Annotated in this window: 15 protein-coding genes; 12 read left to right on the top strand and 3 right to left on the bottom strand. The window is 73.6% G+C overall.

Features of this window, described 5'->3' with window-relative positions:
- The first annotated feature begins 88 nt into the window (after positions 1-88).
- The 6 genes from V9U69_RS07395 (at position 89) to V9U69_RS07370 (ending at position 7,564) form a co-directional block, all read left to right on the top strand.
- Positions 89-1,312 (top strand): extracellular solute-binding protein, encoded by a 1,224-nt coding sequence (locus V9U69_RS07395; RefSeq protein WP_337060856.1) that lies wholly within the window; start codon positions 89-91, stop codon positions 1,310-1,312.
- Positions 1,313-1,381: 69 nt separating this feature from the next.
- Positions 1,382-2,314 carry a carbohydrate ABC transporter permease gene (locus V9U69_RS07390; RefSeq protein ID WP_337060854.1) on the top strand — a complete coding sequence of 311 codons (933 nt, stop codon included), beginning with the start codon at positions 1,382-1,384 and terminating at the stop codon, positions 2,312-2,314.
- Positions 2,314-3,216 carry a carbohydrate ABC transporter permease gene (locus tag V9U69_RS07385; RefSeq protein ID WP_337060852.1) on the top strand — a complete coding sequence of 301 codons (903 nt, stop codon included), beginning with the start codon at positions 2,314-2,316 and terminating at the stop codon, positions 3,214-3,216. Before V9U69_RS07390 ends, V9U69_RS07385 begins: the two co-directional genes overlap by 1 nt.
- A gap of 58 nt (positions 3,217-3,274) precedes the next feature.
- Complete coding sequence (locus V9U69_RS07380) at positions 3,275-4,849, top strand: apiosidase-like domain-containing protein (protein WP_337060851.1); 1,575 nt, start codon at positions 3,275-3,277, stop codon at positions 4,847-4,849.
- An 85-nt stretch (positions 4,850-4,934) separates the two neighbouring features.
- Entirely contained in the window at positions 4,935-6,719 is a 1,785-nt protein-coding gene (locus tag V9U69_RS07375) for a DUF5605 domain-containing protein (protein WP_337060850.1), read from the top strand.
- Positions 6,719-7,564, top strand: a complete 846-nt coding sequence (locus tag V9U69_RS07370) for a nucleoside hydrolase (protein WP_337060848.1) — start codon at positions 6,719-6,721, stop codon at positions 7,562-7,564. The genes V9U69_RS07375 and V9U69_RS07370 overlap by 1 nt, the downstream gene beginning before the upstream one ends.
- A gap of 114 nt (positions 7,565-7,678) precedes the next feature.
- Here V9U69_RS07370 and V9U69_RS07365 read toward each other — a convergent pair whose 3' ends face one another.
- The 3 genes from V9U69_RS07365 to V9U69_RS07355 all read right to left on the bottom strand — a co-directional run bounded on the left by V9U69_RS07365 (position 7,679) and on the right by V9U69_RS07355 (position 11,582).
- Positions 7,679-9,274 carry a methyl-accepting chemotaxis protein gene (locus V9U69_RS07365; RefSeq protein WP_337060847.1) on the bottom strand — a complete coding sequence of 532 codons (1,596 nt, stop codon included), beginning with the start codon at positions 9,272-9,274 and terminating at the stop codon, positions 7,679-7,681.
- 65 nt (positions 9,275-9,339) lie between these two features.
- The gene (locus V9U69_RS07360; protein WP_442907658.1) at positions 9,340-10,419 is read right to left on the bottom strand and encodes a branched-chain amino acid aminotransferase; all 1,080 of its coding nucleotides are present in this window, start codon (positions 10,417-10,419) and stop codon (positions 9,340-9,342) included.
- 107 nt (positions 10,420-10,526) lie between these two features.
- Positions 10,527-11,582 carry a 3-isopropylmalate dehydrogenase gene (locus tag V9U69_RS07355; protein WP_337060845.1) on the bottom strand — a complete coding sequence of 352 codons (1,056 nt, stop codon included), beginning with the start codon at positions 11,580-11,582 and terminating at the stop codon, positions 10,527-10,529.
- 152 nt (positions 11,583-11,734) lie between these two features.
- Here V9U69_RS07355 and V9U69_RS07350 point away from each other — a divergent pair, with 152 nt between their 5' ends.
- The 6 genes from V9U69_RS07350 to V9U69_RS07325 all read left to right on the top strand — a co-directional run bounded on the left by V9U69_RS07350 (position 11,735) and on the right by V9U69_RS07325 (position 18,247).
- Positions 11,735-12,907, top strand: coding sequence for a sensor histidine kinase (locus V9U69_RS07350; protein WP_337060844.1), 1,173 nt, complete (start codon positions 11,735-11,737; stop codon positions 12,905-12,907).
- A gap of 48 nt (positions 12,908-12,955) precedes the next feature.
- Positions 12,956-13,663 (top strand): response regulator transcription factor, encoded by a 708-nt coding sequence (locus V9U69_RS07345; protein ID WP_337060843.1) that lies wholly within the window; start codon positions 12,956-12,958, stop codon positions 13,661-13,663.
- 211 nt (positions 13,664-13,874) lie between these two features.
- A complete protein-coding gene (locus V9U69_RS07340) occupies positions 13,875-14,609 on the top strand; it encodes an ABC transporter ATP-binding protein (RefSeq protein ID WP_442907657.1) in 735 nt (244 codons plus the stop codon).
- A 3-nt stretch (positions 14,610-14,612) separates the two neighbouring features.
- Positions 14,613-17,126 carry an ABC transporter permease gene (locus V9U69_RS07335; RefSeq protein ID WP_337060839.1) on the top strand — a complete coding sequence of 838 codons (2,514 nt, stop codon included), beginning with the start codon at positions 14,613-14,615 and terminating at the stop codon, positions 17,124-17,126.
- Between the two features lie 81 nt (positions 17,127-17,207).
- Positions 17,208-17,513, top strand: coding sequence for an antibiotic biosynthesis monooxygenase family protein (locus V9U69_RS07330; RefSeq protein ID WP_337060838.1), 306 nt, complete (start codon positions 17,208-17,210; stop codon positions 17,511-17,513).
- A gap of 188 nt (positions 17,514-17,701) precedes the next feature.
- On the top strand, positions 17,702-18,247 hold the full coding sequence (locus tag V9U69_RS07325; RefSeq protein ID WP_442907656.1) for a flavodoxin family protein: 546 nt from the start codon (positions 17,702-17,704) through the stop codon (positions 18,245-18,247).
- The last annotated feature ends 36 nt before the right edge of the window (positions 18,248-18,283 follow it).

The raw sequence follows: 18,283 nt of genomic DNA, 5'->3' as shown, positions 1-18,283 counted from the left end.
CCCTGCCGTCCCCGGCAGGCGACCACGATCGAACGCTATGGAGGCAAAGGTGCTGGGAAGGCGAACGCTCGCGAGGACGGTGGCCGCGGTGGCCGTGACCGGTGTGCTGGCGAGCTGCGGGTCGTCCGGCAGTGGCAGCGACGGCGAGACCGAGCTGACGGTCTGGATGCTCACCCTGGAGCCCACCCAGAAGGAAGCTGTGGAGACGGTGGTCGAGGGCTTCGAGGAGGCCAACCCGGGCGTGAACGTGGAGGTGGAGGAACGCGCCACCGACGCCCACAAGGAAGCCTTGCGGCAGGTCGCCGGCACCGAGTCCGGCCCGGACATCTACTGGTACTGGATGGGTCCCGGCCTCGGCGGCGAGCTCATCGACGCCGGGCTGAGCATGGACCTGACCGAGGCTTACGAGCAGAGGGGCTGGACGGACCGGTTCAGCGAGGCGGCGCTGTCCAGCGTCACCCGGTACGGCGGTTACCACGGTGTGCCGTGGACGGTGCAGGGCGAGGGCATCTTCTACAACAAGGAGCTCTTCGAGCAGGCGGGTATCACCTCCGAGCCGACCACCTACGAGGAGCTCGTGGCCGCGGCCGACAAGCTCGTCGCCGCGGGGATCACCCCCATCGAGTTCGGCGGAACGGTCAACTGGCACGTCATGCGCCTGCTGGACTCCCTCATCGAGACCAAGTGCGGAGCGGAGACCGCTGACGCGCTGAACACCGGCGAGGCGAGCTGGGCCGATCAGCCGTGCGTCACCGAGGCCTTCACCGAGCTGAAGACCTGGGGCGAGAAGTACATCAACGAAGGCTTCATGGGGATCAGCAACGACGACTCCAGCCAGCTCTTCTACTCCGGTGACGCTGCCATGGCCTTGGAAGGCAGCTGGTTCGACGCGAACGTCGTCGAGAACGGCATGGATCCCGCCAACGTCGGCATCTTCCCCTTCCCCACGGGCACGAACCGCATCTACGGCTTCACCGAGGGCTTCTACGTCAACACCGCCACGGAGCAGCCCGAGCTGGCGCTCGACTTCCTGGACTACGCCACCAGCGCCGAGGTGCAGGAGGAAGTCGTCGGAGCGTTCTCGCCGATGTCGGTGAACACCGAGGTGGCGCCGGCCACGGACAACCCGCTGCACGAGCTGTGGCCGCCGATCTTCGAGTCCGCCGAGGGTCTGTACATGAACAACGACCAGAACCTGGACCTCGCGGCGACCACCGAGTACTGGCGCATCCAGAACTCCGTCCTCACCGGGGACATCGCTCCCGAGGATGCCGGTGAGCAGTTCCAGCAGTTCCTCGACGCCAACGAGTGATCGCGACGGGTGGGGGCGAGCCCTGCACTCGCCCCCACCCCCACCCCCGCCGCCCCGAGGGAGCCTGACATGACCGTTCTCGACCCGGTCGGCACGCGCAGCGCGCAGCCGGCCAAGCGCAGGCGCGACCGCCGATTCCTGCGGGCGCTGCCGTACCTGCTGCCGGCCGCCGTGCTGTACGTGTGGTTCCTGGCCTACCCGATGCTCGACGCGGTGCGGCTCTCGTTCTACGAGTGGTCGGGCTTCCGGAGCGAGGACCCGGAGTTCGTCGGCCTGAGCAACTACGAGCGCATGCTCACCGCGGACCCGGTGTTCTGGACATCGCTGAAGAACTCCATCATCTGGGTCGTGCTCTCGCTGCTGGTGCCGATGACGCTCAGTCTGGTCCTCGCGCTGGCACTGAACCAGAAGATGGCCGGACGCAACGTCTTCCGTGCGGTGTTCTACATCCCAGCCGTGTTCGCGTCCATCACCGTGGCGGCGATGTGGCGCTGGATCTACAACCCCACCCTCGGCGCGGTGAACCAGATCCTCGAAGGCGTCGGCCTGGGCTCGTGGACTCAGCAGTGGCTGGGCGACCCCGACATCGCGCTGTACTCGGTGTTCGTCGCCGCCGTCTGGCAGGGCGTCGGGTTCACCATGGTCCTCTTCCTCGCCGGCCTGCAGCAGGTGCCGCAGGAACTCATCGACGCCGCGAAGGTCGACGGTGCCGGACGCTGGCAGGTCTTCAAGGCCGTGACCCTGCCGGCGCTGCGCCCGACCACCGTCGTCGTCGTCATCCTCACCATCATCAACTCCCTGAAGGTCTTCGACCTCATCGTCGGCATGACCGGTGGTGGGCCTGCGCAGTCCACGCAGGTCCTGGCCCTGTGGTCGTACACGCAGTCCTTCTCCAACCACTCCTTCGGCATGGGCGGCGCGGTGGCCACGGTCCTGCTGCTGCTCTCGCTGTGCCTGGTGGTCCCGTACATGATCTGGTCGATGAAGGGCGAGGAGCACTGATGCCGACCAACACCCCCACCCGGCTCGCCACCGGTGTCCCCGCCGCCCTCGCCGGCGAGGGCGTGCGCCGGCGCCGCCACACCGACTACGTCACCGTCGGGCTGTGGATCTCCCTGCTGATCAGCGCGGCCGTCTGGGCGCTGCCGTTCATCTTCATGTTCCTCACCTCGGTCAAGAGCCGGGCCGACGTCAGTTCCCTGCCCACGTGGGCGCTGCCCACCGAGTGGGCCTGGACCAACTACGCCGACGCGGTCGAGACCGGTGACCTGTGGGTGACCGGCGCGAACAGCCTGCTCATCGCCGTGGTGAAGGTCCCCCTGGGCATCCTGCTGGCCGCGGCGGCCGCCTTCGCCCTGGGCCGGCTGCGCTTCCGCTGGCACCGCGTGCTCCTGTGCGTCTTCGCCGTCGGGTCCATGGTCCCGATCCAGATCGGGCTGGGTCCGCTGTTCAACACCATGCTGAGCCTGGACCTGCTGGACTCGCGCGCCGGGCTGGTCCTGCCCTACCTGGCCTTCGGCATCCCGTACCAGATCTTCATGCTGTACGGCTTCTTCCGCGCCATCCCCGATGAGCTGGAGGAGTCCGCCCGCGTGGACGGCGCCTCCACGTTCCGCATCTTCTGGCAGATCTGCCTGCCGCTGGCCAAACCGGCGCTGGCCGCGCTGTTCATCCTGGACTTCGTGGCCACCTGGAACGAGTACGCGATCGCCACGACGCTGCTGCAGAGCCAGGACCACTGGACGATCCCGCTGGCCGTGCAGGGCTTCAGCAGCCAGCACTCCACGGACTACGGCGCGCTGAACGCCTTCATCTTCATGTCGGCGATCCCCGTGCTCATCGTCTACCTGCTCTTCCAGCGCTACTTCGTCCAGGGCGCCTTCGCCGGCGCGGTCAAGGGCTGACCCGCGCCGCGGTCGGTCCTCGGCCGACCCCCGACACCGTCATCCAGGAGGCCTCCGCATGACTCTCGCCGACACCTCCGGCGTCGTCTCGACCGCCGCGCCGTGGCGGCAGGTCGAGCTCACCCTCACCGCGGACTCGCAGCACGCCGACCCCTACGGCGCGGTGGAGGTCTGGGCGGACTTCACCCACGACTGCGGCGAGGTCCTGCGCCGGCCCGCGTTCTTCGACGGCGGGTCCACCTGGCGGGTGCGCTTCGCCTCGCCGCTGCCCTCGGGCACCTGGCGCTGGCGCAGCGGCGCCTCCGTCGAGGACGGCGGACTGGCCGGGCAGGAGGGCACCATCGACGTGCAGGCTCCCGCGGAACCGCCGGAGCGGCTCTTCGAGCGTCGCGGGTTCTGGCGGATGGCACCCGACGGGCTGACCCTGCAGCACGCCGACGGCACCCCGGCCCTGCTCGTCGGCGACACCGCGTGGGGCCTGCCGTGGCGGGCCACCCCCGAGCAGGTGCGCACCTACGCCGCCGACCGCGCCGCCAAGGGCTTCAACGCCGCGCTGCTGATGAGCGTGCAGCCCGACATGGGCGCCGAGGGCCCGCAGGACCGCACGGCCGACGAGGGTTTCGGCGTCGCCTTCCACGACCTGCCGCAGGGGAGGCTGCGCGAGATCGACGTGGAGTACTTCCGCTACCTGGACACCCTGCTCGACGTCCTCGCCGAGCACGACGTCGTGCCGGTGCTGCAGCCGGTGTTCCAGGGGTTCGGCTGGAAGGGGCTGGGGACCGCGGGCCCGGTCGTGCCGCCGGAGGAGTACGCCCGGTACTGCCGCTACCTCGTCGCCCGCTACGGCGCGCGCCCCGCGGTGTGGCTGGTGGGTGCCGACGGTTCCGGCGAGGAGCCGCAGATCGCCGCCGGTGGCGCCGAGGTGCACGCCTGGGACGCCTACGCCCAGCCCACCGGCATCCACTACCGCCCGCACGCGACCAACCGTGCCCACCAGGACGCCGACTGGCTGGACTTCCAGTGGTGCCAGACCGGGCACAGCGGCGAGCACTTCCCCGAGCGCGTCGCCGACATGGCCCGCAACACTCCCCTGAAGGGCGTGGCCAACGGCGAACCCAGCTACGAGAACACCGGCCGCACCGGCCGCGCCGCGGGTTGGTGGCAGGGCCACGAGGCCTGGGCCAACCTGTGCGCCGGCGGCACCATGGGTGTCGTCTACGGCGCCGGCAGCCTGTGGCAGTGGAAGCTGCACCCCGATGAGCCCGGCCACTCCGACTTCTTCGCCGCTCCCGGCGCCGGCTGGCGCGAGGCGCTGGACTTCGAGGGCTCCGACTACGTCGGCCTCGTCGGGAAGATCCTCGACGGGCTGCCGCTGACCGGCGCCCGCCCGGACTGGACGCACACCCTGCACCCGCGCGGCCTGCTGGTGCCGGACGTCCTGTTCATCACCTACCTCGCCGAGGGCGGTGACCTGCGCGTCCTCGACGGCCGCCCGATCCCCCTGGCCTACCGGGTGGTGGACCCGCGCACAGGGAAGGTCGTGTCGGAGGGAGTGCGGGAGTCCGTCGACGCACCCGTCCCCGATGCCGGGGGCGAACCGCGCGTGTACATCTGCACCCGGCCCGGAAGCTGACCCCCTGCGCCCACCTCCCCCGCTCGACACCACTGCCCGCTCGGTCCCGCCCGGTGACCGCCCGGGCTCCTAGAGAGGCCGATCCGTGCTCCACACCGCCAACTCCTTCGACCGCGACACCCCCCTGCTCGAGGTCCTGCGCTCGCCCGCCGGCGCCGAGGTGCTGCGCCGGCTGGCGCCCACCGTCGTCGAGTCACCGCTGCTGCACACGTACCAGCAGTACCCGCTCGGACTGGTGCTGGCGACCGAGGAGGGCCTCACCGAGGAGGTGCGCCGGCAGGTCCTGCACGAGCTGCACGACCTGACCGCGGTGGGGACCGGCAGCACGGGCACCCCGCAGGCACCGGTCGCCGCTCCCAGCCGGGCGTACGAGAGCGCCGAGGTGGTGCCCGGTTCGGCAGCGGTGAGCGCCCCCGCCGAGGTCGAGGTCTGGCAGCGCTTCGAGGTGGAGCTGCGAGGCCCCTCCCACGGCAACCCCTACACCGACGTGGAGCTGACGGCCCGCTTCTTCGGACCCGGAGGCACCAGCTACGACGTCCTGGGCTTCTACGACGGCGACGGCCGCTACCTGATCCGCTTCCTGCCCCCGAGCGCCGGGCCGTGGCGCTTCGAGACGACCAGCAACGCCCGCTCCCTCGACGGCATCCAGGGCCAGCTGCAGGTTCACCCGGGCTCGGGCCGTGGGCCGGTGCGTGTGGCCGATCAGCACCACTTCCGCTACGCCGACGGCAGCAGGTACCTGCCCATCGGCACCACCTGCTACGCGTGGACGCACCAGGACGAGCAGCTGCAGGAGCTGACGCTGCGCACGCTCGCCACCTCACCGTTCAACAAGGTGCGCATGTGCCTCTTCCCGAAGTCGTACACCTTCAACACCGACGAGCCGGCCCGCTACCCCTTCGCCCGCAGTGAGGGCGGCGGCTGGGACCCCACGCGGTTCGACAGCACCTACTGGGCGCACCTGGAGCAGCGCATCGACCAGCTCGAGGCGCTGGGCGTCGAAGCGGACCTCATCCTCTTCCACGCCTACGACCGCTGGGGCTTCTCCACCATGGACAGCGCCACCGACGACCGCTACGTGCGCTACGCCGTGGCTCGGCTCTCGTCCTTCCGCAACGTCTGGTGGTCGCTGGCCAACGAGTTCGACCTGCTGCACACCAAGACCGAGGACGACTGGGAACGCTGGGCGACGATCATCCGCCGCTGGGACGCCACCGACCACCTGCGCTCCATCCACAACTGCCGCGAGGTCTACGACCACTCCCGGCCCTGGATCACGCACGTGAGCATGCAGCGCACCGACGTCTACCGGACCGCGGAGAACACCACGGAATGGCGCGCGACCTGGGGCAAACCGGTCGTCGTGGACGAGTGCGCCTACGAGGGCGACATCGACCAGGGCTGGGGCGACATCACCGGTGAGGAGATGACCCGCCGGTTCTGGGAGGGCGCCCTGCGCGGCGGCTACGTCGGTCACGGCGAGACCTACCTCGACCCCGACGACGTGCTCTGGTGGGCCAAGGGCGGTGCGCTGCACGGCACGAGCCCGGCACGCATCGCCTTCCTCGCCTCGATCATCCACGAGGCGCCCGGCGGTGTGCTGGAACCGCTGCCCCTGGCGTGGGACGCCGTGGCTGCGGGCGTACCGGAGGAGTACCACCTCGTCTACTTCGGCATCCACCGACCGCGGTTCCGGCGCTTCTTCCTCGACCCGGCCGTCCGGTGGGAGGTCGACGTCATCGACACCTGGAACACGACCGTCGAGACGCTGCCGGGCACCCGTTCGGGCAGGTTCGTCGTCGACCTGCCCGGTCGGCCCCACATCGCCGTGCGACTGCGCGCGGTCCCCAGCACGGGAGGCGTCCGCTGATGCCCGCCGAACCGTGGCGCATCGCCCGCCGCTGCCGCGTGGTCATCGACAACGACTGGGCCGGCGACCCCGACGGCCTGGTCGCCCTCGCCCACCACCTGCTCTCCCCCGGGCACCGCGTCGAGGCGGTCACCAGTTCCCTGCTCTCACCGGTCTTCGGACCGCCGCAGGGTGGTGCAGCGACCGGTGCGGCACTGGCCACCGAACTGGTCGAGCTGATCGGCGGAGCCGAGCGCCCTCCCGTGCACGCGGGCGTGGACGTGCCCGACGACGGCCGCGACGCTCCGAACGACGCTGCCGACGCGATCGTGCGTGCCGCGCGTCGCGACGACCCGCTGCCCCTCGTGGTGGTGTGCGCCGGTCCGTTGACCAACGTCGCCGCCGCGCTGCACCGCGATCCCGGCATCGCCGAGCGGATGATGCTGTCCTGGGTCGGGGGCGCCCTCGGCGCGGGCCCCGAGTACAACCGGGACACCGACCCCGACGCCGCTGCCCAGGTCCTCGCCACCGCCGGCCTGCGGCGCCGGCAGTTCCCGGTGGAGACCTACCGGCAGTGCGCGTGGAGCGTGGCCCAGTTGCAGGACGCGTTCGAGGGCTGCGGGGACCTCGGTGCCTGGCTGTGGCGCCGGTTCGTGGAGCTCCCCCTTCCCGAGGGTTTCGAGGTCGACGCCGTGTGGCCCCTGGGTGACAGCTGCCCGCTCATCGGAACCGCACTGGGAACGGGATCGAGCACCTGGGCCGAAGGAGCCGACGGGATGACGCGCACGTGCACGCGCGTGGACACCTCGCTGCTGTTCGGCGACATGCTCGCCCTGTTCCGCCGCCACGCCGGAGCGCGGAGCTGACCGCCGGCGACCCCTCGGGAGGGCCCACCTCTCGCGCTGATCCGCCGCCCCCGGGACCGTGAGGCCACGGACGTGGGGAGGGCCTGCGGGGGCAAGCGGATCGGGCGCAGCGGGTCAGGCGCGCGGCAGGGTGAAGGTGGCCACCAGGTCGTTGAGCTCGGCGGCGGCGCGGGACACCTCGCCGGCGGTGGTGGCGGTCTGCCCCGCCCCGGCCGTGGTCTGCTCCGCGGCCGCGGCGATGCCGGAGATGTTCACCGCGATCTCCCGGCTGCCGGTGGAGACCTCCGCGACGTTGCGCACCATCTCGGACGTGGTGGCGGACTGCTCCTCCACCGCCGCGGCGATGGTGGCCTGCAACGCGTCGATGCGGGCGATGACCTCGGTGATCTGCCCGATCGCCCCCGCCGCCGCCGAGGCGTCCGCCTGGGTGGCGCTGACCCGCCCGGTGATCTCCTCCGTCGCCCGCGCGGTCTGCTGCGCCAGCTCCTTGACCTCGCCGGCGACCACCGCGAAGCCCTTGCCCATCTCTCCGGCGCGGGCGGCCTCGATGGTGGCGTTCAACGCCAGGAGGTTCGTCTGCTCGGCGATGGAGGTGATGAGCTTGACGACGTCACCGATCTCGCGGGAGGAGGCGGACAGCCGCTCCAGGATCGCGGAGGCCTCGCCGGCGTTGGTCACGGCGGCGGAGGCGACCTCGGAGGCCTGCGCGGTGGAGGTGGAGATCTCCCGGATCGCGGCGGTCATCTGCTCACCGGCGGCGGCGACCGTCCCGATCGAGGCGGAGATCTCCTCGGTGGCCGCGGAGACGACCTGCGACTGACCACCCGTCTGCGTGGCACCGCTGGACAGCTGGGTCGCCACGGCGCTCAGCTCCTCGCTGGAGGCCGCCAGGCTCTGCGACGCCCCGCCGATGCGGCGCATCGTGGCCGTCAGGGTGTCCATGGTGGTGTCCACGGCGCCGGCGAGCCGGCCGACCTCGTCGTTCGCGGCGTAACCGACGCGCTGGTCCAGGCGGCCGCCTGCCAGGCCCTGCACCACGTCCAGGGTGCGGGCCAGGGGGCGCGCCACCGAGCGGGAGATGACCACCGCGATCGCGATCGCGAACGCCACCGCGGCAGCACCCACCACGAGGAACAGCACGACGGCGGCGTGGTAGGCCGCCGAACCCTGCTCGGCGATGTCCAGCGCCGCCTGCGACTCCGCCTGCGCCAGTGCGGCGCGCGCGGCGTCCATCTCCTTGAACAGCGGCAGCGTGGTCTGGCTGCGCAGTGCGATGAAAGCCTCGCTGTCCCCCGCCTGGGCGAGGGCGAACAGCGGCGGGCGCATCTGCCGGTACTGCTCGATCAGCGCCTCGTACGCCTCCCGCTCGGCGGCGGGGGCGGACGGGCGGCTGCCCTGGTACGCCGCCCACGCATCGTCGAAGACCGCGTCGTGGGCGTCGATCTGGTCCAGGACGGCGGCGACCTGGTCCTGCCCCTTCACCATGACGAGGTTGGCCAGATCCACCCGCAGCTGCAGCGCAGCGCTCTGGACCTGCTCGATGGTCTTCACCGACGCCAGGCCGTCGTCCGCCATGGAGGCGAGCGTGCGCTGCGAGGCGCCGAGCTTGGTGATGCCGACCCCGACGATCGCGGCGAGCAGCAGGCAGACGACGCCGAAACCGGCGAACAGCTTCGTAGCGACGCGCAGGTCGCGGAGGGAGGAGATCACACCTGGTGCATCGACCCGTCCTCGCGCGCCCTGAGGGACCTAGGTCCCCCGGGGGGGTGCGCGGCTCACACCAGGCGGTGCATCCAGCCGTGCGGGTCCTCGGCGCGGCCGTACTGCACGTCCAGCAGCCGCTGGCGGACGGCGGTGGTGACCTCGCCCGGGCCGCCGGTGCCGTGCACGAGCTCGCCGTCGCGCGAGACGAGGCGGCCGACGGGGGTGACGACGGCCGCGGTGCCGCAGGCGAACACCTCGGTGATGCGACCGGACTGGACGCCCTGGCGCCACTCGTCGATGCTGACCCGCCGCTCGCTCACCTCGTGCCCGGCGTCCTTCGCGAGCTCCAGGATGGAGGCGCGGGTGATGCCCTCCAGGATGGTGCCGGTCAGCTCGGGGGTGACGATGGAGCCGTCGTCGTGGACGAAGTAGAGGTTCATCCCGCCGAGCTCCTCGACGTACCGGCGCTCACCGGCGTCGAGGAAGCAGACCTGGTCGCAGCCGTTGGCCTGCGCCTCCTCCTGCGCGACGAGGCTGGCGGCGTAGTTGCCGCCGCACTTGGCCGAGCCGGTGCCGCCGAACGCCGCCCGGGTGTAGTCCTGCGAGAGCCAGATGGAGACGGGCTTCACGCCGCCGCTGAAGTAGTTGCCGGCCGGGGAGGCGATGACGAGGAACCGCACCTCGTTCGCCGAGCGCACCCCGAGGAACGCCTCGGTGGCGACCATGAAGGGGCGCAGGTACAGCGAGGACTCCCCGCCGCTGGGCACCCACGCCTCGTCGGTGCGCACGAGCTGGGTGACGGCCTCGAGGAACATCTGCTCGGGCACCTCGGGCAGCGCCAGGCGCCGCGCGGAGCGGGCGAGGCGGGCCGCGTTGGCCTCGGGCCGGAACGACCAGACGCTGCCGTCGGCGTGCCGGTAGGCCTTCATGCCCTCGAAGACCTCCTGCGCGTAGTGCAGGACGGCCGCGGCCGGGTCCAGCTGCAGGGGGCCGTAGGGCACCACGGCCGCGTCGTGCCAGCCGGTGCCCCGCGTCCAGGTGGCGATCGCCATGTGGTCGGTGAAGTGCTTGCCGAACCCGGGGTCGGCGAGGATCTCCGCGCGCCGCTCGGCGCTCACCGGTACGGCCGAGGCGTGAACGGGGAAGCTCATCGGGGTCTCGGTCGCGGTGGTGCTCACGCGTGGCTCCTCACAGGGGTGGATCGGTGCTGACGACGGTAGCCCCCGGCACGGCGGCCGGGGGACGCGGGGAGCGCGGCTCAGCCGGCGGCGAGCGCCGCGAGGGCGTCACCGGTGGCGGCGGTGCTGCGCGGGGCCGCGACCTCGCCGGAGGCGCGGCGGGCGAGGTCGGCGGTGACGGCGGCGTCCACGCGGGCGGCGGCGTCGGCGAGGCCCAGGTGCTCGAGCATCAGCGCGACGCTGAGCACGGCGGCGGTGGGGTCGGCCAGCTGCTTCCCGGCGATGTCGGGGGCGGAGCCGTGCACGGGCTCGAACATGCTCGGGGCGGTGCGGTCGGGGTTGACGTTGCCGGAGGCGGCCAGGCCGATGCCGCCGGTGACCGCCGCGGCCAGGTCGGTGAGGATGTCGCCGAAGAGGTTGTCGGTGACGACCACGTCGAAGCGGGCCGGGTCGGTGACCAGGAAGATCGTGGCGGCGTCGACGTGCAGGTAGTCCACGGCGACGTCGGGGAACTCCGCACCCACGGCCTCCACGGTGCGCCGCCACAGGTGCCCGGCGTGCACGAGGACGTTGTGCTTGTGCACGAGGGTGAGCTTCTTGCGCGGGCGGGCGGCGGCGCGGGCGAAGGCGTCGCGCACGACCCGCTCGACGCCGAAGGCGGTGTTGACGCTGACCTCGGTGGCGATCTCGTGGGGGGTGCCGACCCGCAGCGCCCCGCCGTTGCCGACGTAGGGGCCCTCGGTGCCCTCGCGCACGACGACGAAGTCCACCTCGCCGGGCTCGGCCAGCGGGGTGGGCACGCCCGGGTAGAGCTTGGAGGGGCGCAGGTTCACGTAGTGGTCCAGCGCGAAGCGCAGCTTCAGCAGCAGGCCGCGCTCGAGCACGCCGCTGGGCACGCCCGGGTCGCCGACGGCGCCGAGCAGGATCGCGTCGTGGCCGCGGACCTCCTCGAGCACGCAGTCCGGCAGCGTCTCGCCGGTGCGGTGGTACAGGCGGGCGCCGAGGTCGTACTCGGTGGTCTCGACCGTCGCGCCGGAGCCGTCGAGGACGGCCCCGAGGACCTTCAGCGCCTCGGCCGTCACCTCCTGGCCGATGCCGTCGCCGGGGATGACCGCGATCCGCAGGGTGTCCGCCATGGCGGTGAGGCTACCGGGGCGGACGGGCGCCGCGTCCAGCATCCGGGACCGTCGTCTCAGCCGGCGGACGGCCTCCTCCGACTGCGGGAGGAGACCGCGGGTGCGCCCGCGGGCTGACGACCCGCGGGCCGAGCCGTGCCTACCCTCGTGCGGTGCAGAAGCAGAACGTGTTCGACAGGCTCGTGGCCTGGCCCCGCGTCCACGTGCTGCTGCTGGACGTGCTGGGCGCGCTGACCCTGACCTTCGTGTGCGTCGCCACCGCCACGGCCACCGGCCGGGGCGCCGTCCTCGTCAGCGCGGTGATGTGCCTGCCGCTGGCGCTGCGGCGCGTGCGCCCGGAGCTCAGCGGCGGCCTCGTGGCCGCGGGCGGGCTGCTGCAACCGGCGCTGGCGCCCGACCCGCAGGTCGCGAACGTCGCGGTGCTGATCGCCCTGTACTCGCTGGCCGCCTACGCCGCGCCGTGGGCCTCGCGCGGCGGGCTGCTGCTCGGGCTGTTCGGCGCGCTGGTGGCTCCGGTCCGCTACGTGCTCCCCTCGGTGGACCTGCTCAACACGATCGCCGCCGCGCTGTTCATCGCCGTCCTGGTCGTGGCGACCTGGCTGCTGGGCCGGTTGCGGCGCGCCTCCCGGGAGAACGAGATGGCCCTGGTGGAGCGGGCGCGCCTGCTGGAGGTCGAGCGGGAGAACGAGTCCCGGCTGGCGGCCACCGCCGAGCGCCAGCGCATCGCCCGCGAGATGCACGACGTCGTGGCGCACTCCCTGTCGGTGATCATCGCGCAGGCCGACGGCGGCCGGTACGCCGCGGACGCGAACCCGGCGGCGGCGGCGGCGGCGCTGGGCACCATCTCCGCCACGGGCCGCCAGGCGCTGGCGGACATGCGCAACCTGCTGGGCGTCCTGCGCCAGGGCCCCGGCGACGAGCGCGCACCCCAGCCCGACGCGGCGCAGGTGGCCGACCTGGTGGAGCAGGTGCGCGCCAGCGGCCTGGACGTGACCCTGGAGGTGTCGGGCGAACCGCGCGACGTGCCGCCGGCGGTCGGGCTGACCGCCTACCGCATCGTGCAGGAGTCGCTGACGAACGTGCTCAAGCACGCCGGCCCCGCCGCCCGGGCGCGCGTGCAGGTGCGCTGGGACGCCGACGCCCTGCGCCTGGGCGTCGACGACGACGGCCGCGGCGCCTCCGCCCTCGTGCAGGACCCCGGTGCCGGCGGGCAGGGGCTGCGCGGCATGGCCGAGCGCGCCCGCCTGCACGGCGGCTCGGTCACCGCCGGGCCGCGGCCGGGCGGCGGGTTCTGCGTGCGTGCCACGCTGCCCCACGCACCCTGACCGCAGGGGCGCACCCGCCCGTGTCCCGCTCGACCCCCGGAGGTCCCCGTGCCCGCCGTCCGCGTCGTCCTCGTCGACGACCAGCAGCTCGTCCGCGCGGGTTTCCGCATGGTCATCGACTCCCAGCCGGACCTGGAGGTCGTCGGCGAGGCGTCCGACGGGCTGGCCGCGGTGGACCTGGTCGGGAGCACGCCGTGCGACGTGGTCCTCATGGACGTGCGCATGCCCGGCGTGGACGGCATCGAGGCCACCCGCCGCATCACCTCGGCGCCGCGACCGGAAGGGGTGGAGCCGCCGAAGGTGGTGGTGCTGACCACGTTCGACCTCGACGAGTACGTGGTGGCCGCCATCGGCGCCGGCGCCAGCGGTTTCCTGCTCAAGGACGCACCGCCGGAGGAGATGCTGGCCGCGGTGCGCACCGTGCACGCCGGGGACGCCGTCATCGCGGCCAGCTCCACGCGCCGCCTGCTGCAGCACGTCGGCCCGATGCTGCGCCAGGGCGCCGCGACCCCCGCCGCGCCGAAGGGCCTGCCGCAGGACCTCACCCCCCGCGAGCGGGAGGTGCTGGAGTGCATGGCGCACGGGCTGACGAACTCCGAGATCGCGGCCCGGTTCTTCGTCTCGGAGGCGACCGTGAAGACGCACGTGGGGCGGGTGCTGGCCAAGACGGGATCGCGCGACCGCGTGCAGGCCGTGGTGCTGGCCTACACCGCCGGGATGGTGCAGCCCGGCGACGTGCTGCGCGACGCGCGCTGAACCCCGGGCCTCCACCCGGGGGATGACGCGCGCCCGCCGCGTCCACCGCCGGTCCGACCCGCGGGGCGCCGCGGGATCGTCTCCGCGCCCGACGCGCCGGGAGGGCCGGTCTCCCTACGGTCGAGGGGTTCGACGCCGGCGGTGCCGGCGAACCCCCAGGAGCGAGGAGAGACCCGTGCCAGAACCGCACACCACCCGGTACGCGGACGTGCTGCAGGCTACGGAACCGGCGGTGCGCGCCGTGGGCCTGCGCAAGACGTACGGTCGCGGCGACGCCGTCGTGCACGCCCTGGCCGGTGTGGACGTGGAGTTCTCCCGGGGGGAGTTCACGGCCATCATGGGCCCGTCCGGTTCCGGCAAGTCCACGCTCATGCACTGCCTGGCGGGCCTGGACACCGCCAGCGCCGGGCAGGTGTTCCTCGGCGGCACCGAGCTCACCGCGCTGCGCGACGCGGAGCTGACCCGGTTGCGCCGCGACCGGATCGGTTTCGTGTTCCAGTCCTTCAACCTGCTGCCGGTCCTGACGGCCGGGGAGAACCTGGTGCTGCCGTTGCAGCTGGCGGGCCGCTCACCGGACCGGGCGTGGCACGACGAGGTGGTGGACCGCCTGGGCCTGGTGGACCGGTTGCGGCACAAGCCGTCGGAGCTGTCCGGCGGGCAGCAGCAGCGCGTCGCCGTGGGCCGGGCGCTGCTGCCGCGCCCCGACGTCGTGTTCGCCGACGAACCCACCGGGAACCTCGACTCGCGCTCCGGCGCGGAGGTGCTCGGACTGCTGCGCTCCAGCGTGCGCGAGTTCGGTCAGACCGTGGTGATGGTGACCCACGACCCGGTGGCCGCCTCCTACGCCGACCGCGTCGTCCTCCTCGCCGACGGGCACCTGGCGGGCGGGCTGGTCTCCCCCACGCCCGACGACGTCCTCGACGCCCTGCGCACCCTGGGGGCCTGAACCGTGCTGCGGACCACACTGGCCCAGTTGCGCGCCCACGTCGGTCGCGTCCTGGCCTCCTGCCTCGCCGTCGTCATCGCCGTCGCGTTCGTCGTGGCGACCCTCGTCCTGAACTCCTCCGCGAGCGCCAGCCTGCTGAAGGCCGTCGGCGCCCCGTTCGTCGCGAGCGCCGCGGTCGTGACCGCGCCGGAGGACGCCGACCCCGCGGCCGCGGGTGCGGCGCTGGCCGGTGCCGCGGAACGGGTGCGGACCCTGCCGGGCGTCGCGCAGGTCTCCACGGACCGGGAGACGGGCGTGCAGGTGCTGCTGCCCGGGCGCACCGGCTCCTCCTACGCGCAGGCCCAGGCGGTCACGGAACCCGGCCCGCTGCGCTGGGAGCGCACCAGCGCCGGCCGCCTGCCGCAGGCCCCCGGCGAGGTGGCCGTCAGCGACCGCCTCGACGCCGCGGTGGGCGACGTCCTGGAGGTGACCCGGTGGACGGGCGAGGACGGCACCGAGGAGGTCACCTCCGAGGCGCGGGTCGTCGGCCTGGTGGACCTGGCGGGCGACCCCACGGCGGGGCTGTACGGGCGCGTGTTCGCCACCGGTGAGCAGCTGCGCGCCTGGGGCGCGCAGGACCCCTCGCGCCTGCGCGTGGCGGCCGCACCCGGCGCGGACGGCGGCGAGCTGACCAGCCGGGTCGCCGGCGCGGTGCCCGCCGCCGCGGCGGGCGAGCTGGTCGTGCGCACCGGCGAGGAGGCCGCCGAGGACGTCGCCTCGTCGTTCACCGGTGACGCGGCGGCGCTGACCGCGGTGCTGCTGGTGTTCGGCGCGGTGGCCGTCCTGGTGGCCGGCCTCGTCATCGCCAACACCTTCGCCGTGCTGCTGGCGCAGCGCACCAGGGAGCTGGCGCTGCTGCGCTGCGTGGGCGCCACCCGCGGCCAGGCGGCGCGCGGGGTGCTGGTGGAGGCCGCGGCCGTCGGCCTGCTGGCCTCGCTGGCCGGCGCGGGTGCCGGGGTGGGGCTGGCCGCCGTGGTCTCGGCCGTGGCCTCGGACGCGGACTCGCCGATCCCGCTGGACACCCTCGTCGTGCCGGTGCTGCCGCTGGTGGCCGGCGTGGTGCTGGGCACCGTCGTCACGGTGCTCTCGGCGCTGGCGCCGGCGCGCGCGGCGACCCGCGTCGCCCCCCTGGCGGCGCTGCGCCCCCTGGCCGCCGTCCCGGTGCGTTCGCGCGGCGGTGTGCTGCGCCTGGTCGCCGGCCTGCTGCTGGCGCTCCCCGCGGGGGCCGCCCTCGTGCTGTTCTCCTCGGCGGGGCAGCTGGAGCCGGCGGTGCTGGCGGGGGCGGTCAGCTTCGTGGGGGTCGTCCTGCTCGCGCAGCGGGCGGTCCCGGCGGTCGTCGGCCTGGCCGGCCGCCTCGTGCGCGGCGGCGGCGTGCCGGCGCGGCTGGCCGCGGGCAACGCGGTGCGCAACCCGCGCCGCACGGCGGCGACCGCCACCGCCCTGCTCATCGGCGTCACCCTCACCACGGCGATGGTGGTCGGCGCCTCCTCCACGCGGGCCACGGCCGGGGACCTGCTGGAGGCCGGCTACCCCACCGACGTGGTCGTCTCCTCCTGGGACGAGCCGGTGGACGACACGCTGCTGGACCAGCTGGGCCAGGTGTCCGGGGTCGCGCGCGCGGTGCCGGTGCTGGAGGGGGAGGTCACCCTCGGCGACGGCGACACGACGGGCGTGGCGGGGGTGGACCCCGCGCAGGCGGCGCAGGTGGTGCGCTCGCAGCAGCGCGCACCGGTGCCGGCGCCCGGGGAGCTGGTGGTCTCCGGGTACAGCGCGGACGTGCTCGGCCTGGCGGACGGCGACGCGGTGACGGTGACCGGCGAGGGCGGCGCACCCGTCGAGCTGCGGGTCGTCCTCGCCCCCGACTCCGAGCAGGGCTCGCTGATGACGGCCGCCGACCTGCGCCGCGCCGACCCCGCCGCGGCGGTGCGGGGCGCGTGGGTGCGGCTGGACGACGCCCTGGACGCCGACGAGCAGGGTGCGGCGGTCGACGCGATCACCGAGGTCGTCACCGCGGCCCTGCCCAGCAGCGACGTCACCGGTGTGGTGGCGGTGCGCGAGTCCTTCGACCAGGTGCTGACGACGATGCTGCTCATCGTCACCGGTCTGCTGGGCGTGGCCGTGGTCATCGCGCTGATCGGCGTGGGCAACACCCTGGCGCTGTCGGTGGTGGAGCGGCGCCAGGAGTCGGGCCTGCTGCGCGCGCTGGGCCTGACCCGCGGGCAGCTGAGGGCGCTGCTGGCCTGGGAGGCGCTGCTCGTGGCCGGGGTGGCCGGGGTGCTGGGCGTCGCGCTGGGCACCGGGTACGGCCTGGCGGGCACCGCGTCGGTGCTGGCGGCGGAGGGCCCGGTGGTCCTCGACGTGCCGTGGACCTCGATCGCCGGGATCGTGGTGATCGCCGCGCTGGCCGGGGTGCTCGCCTCGGTGCTCCCGGCGCGGCGCGCCGCGCGCACGCCCCCCGTGGCGGCGATCGCGGACTGAGGGCGCGGTGCGGCCGGGCGAGCGGAGGGGACCCGCCCGGCCGCCGCGTCCCGCACCACGGCCGCGTGGCAGGGTGGCGGCATGGCTGTCGTGAAGATCAACGCGATCGAGGTCCCCGAGGGCGGCGGGCCGGAGCTGGAGCGCCGCTTCGCGCACCGGATGGGGGCGGTGGAGGGCACCGAGGGCTTCCTGGGGTTCGAGCTGCTGCGCCCGGTGGCCGGGGAGTCCCGCTACTTCGTGTACACGAAGTGGGAGACCGAGGAGGCGTTCCAGGCGTGGGCGGGCGGGGGCGCGAAGGAGGCGCACGCCGGGGAGCGGGCGAAGCCGGTGGCCACCGGCGCCAGCCTGCTGGAGTTCGAGGTCGTCCTGGGCGCCGGACCGGCCTGAGCCGACCGGCCGGGCCGCGGCGGCGGGCGGGTGGCCCGCGCAGGGCCACCCGCCCGTCTCGACGCCCGGCGCGCGCGGGTCTACGGTGAGGTCACCGGCTTGTTGCCGGTTCAACGACCTGGAGGGGGAACGCCGTGAGCGTGAAGCTCGCCATCGTGTACTACTCGGCCACCGGCACCGTGCGGTCCATGGCCCAGCGCGCCGCCGAGGCCGGCGAGCGCGCCGGCGCGGAGGTGCGGCTGCGGCAGGTCGCGCGCCAGACCACCGGCGGTGAGCGCGCCACCAGCGAGGCGCAGGCCGAGCACGGCGCGAACGCCACGGAACCCGCCGCGACGGCCGAGGACGTCGTGTGGGCCGACACCGTCCTGTTCGGCTCCCCCACCCGCTACGGCAACATCGCCGGGCAGCTGAAGACGTTCATCGACTCCCTGGGCCCGCAGTGGGCCCAGGGCCTGCTGGCGGACAAGGTGTACGCCGGGTTCACCGCCAGCCAGACCGCCCACGGCGGGCAGGAGTCCACCCTGCTGGCGCTCTACAACACGATCCACCACTTCGGCGGCCTCGTCGTGGCCCCCGGCTACACCGATCCGCTGAAGTTCGTCGACGGCAACCCCTACGGCGTCTCCCACGTCACCGGCGCGAACAACGACACCCCGCTGGGCGAGGCGGAGCTGAACGCGCTGGACCACCTGGCCACCCGCGTGGTGACGATCGCCCGGCGCTTGCAGGGCTGAGCGCGCGGGGCGCCGCGGCGACCACCCGGTCGCCGC

The sequence above is a fragment of the Kineococcus sp. G2 genome (assembly GCF_037154035.1).
In the GTDB taxonomy this organism is placed as follows: Bacteria; Actinomycetota; Actinomycetes; order Actinomycetales; family Kineococcaceae; genus Kineococcus.
This window is presented reverse-complemented; position numbering and strand designations above follow the sequence as displayed.

What these genes read in the sequence shown, in the direction of transcription:
- V9U69_RS07390 (WP_337060854.1), top strand. Translation starts at nt 1,382, where the DNA reads ATGACCGTTCTCGACCCGGTCGGCACGCGCAGCGCGCAGCCGGCCAAG.
- V9U69_RS07385 (WP_337060852.1), top strand. Translation starts at nt 2,314, where the DNA reads ATGCCGACCAACACCCCCACCCGGCTCGCCACCGGTGTCCCCGCCGCC.
- V9U69_RS07380 (WP_337060851.1), top strand. Translation starts at nt 3,275, where the DNA reads ATGACTCTCGCCGACACCTCCGGCGTCGTCTCGACCGCCGCGCCGTGG.
- V9U69_RS07370 (WP_337060848.1), top strand. Translation starts at nt 6,719, where the DNA reads ATGCCCGCCGAACCGTGGCGCATCGCCCGCCGCTGCCGCGTGGTCATC.
- V9U69_RS07360 (WP_442907658.1), bottom strand. Translation starts at nt 10,419, where the DNA reads ATGAGCTTCCCCGTTCACGCCTCGGCCGTACCGGTGAGCGCCGAGCGG.
- V9U69_RS07355 (WP_337060845.1), bottom strand. Translation starts at nt 11,582, where the DNA reads ATGGCGGACACCCTGCGGATCGCGGTCATCCCCGGCGACGGCATCGGC.
- V9U69_RS07330 (WP_337060838.1), top strand. Translation starts at nt 17,208, where the DNA reads ATGGCTGTCGTGAAGATCAACGCGATCGAGGTCCCCGAGGGCGGCGGG.
- V9U69_RS07325 (WP_442907656.1), top strand. Translation starts at nt 17,702, where the DNA reads ATGGCCCAGCGCGCCGCCGAGGCCGGCGAGCGCGCCGGCGCGGAGGTG.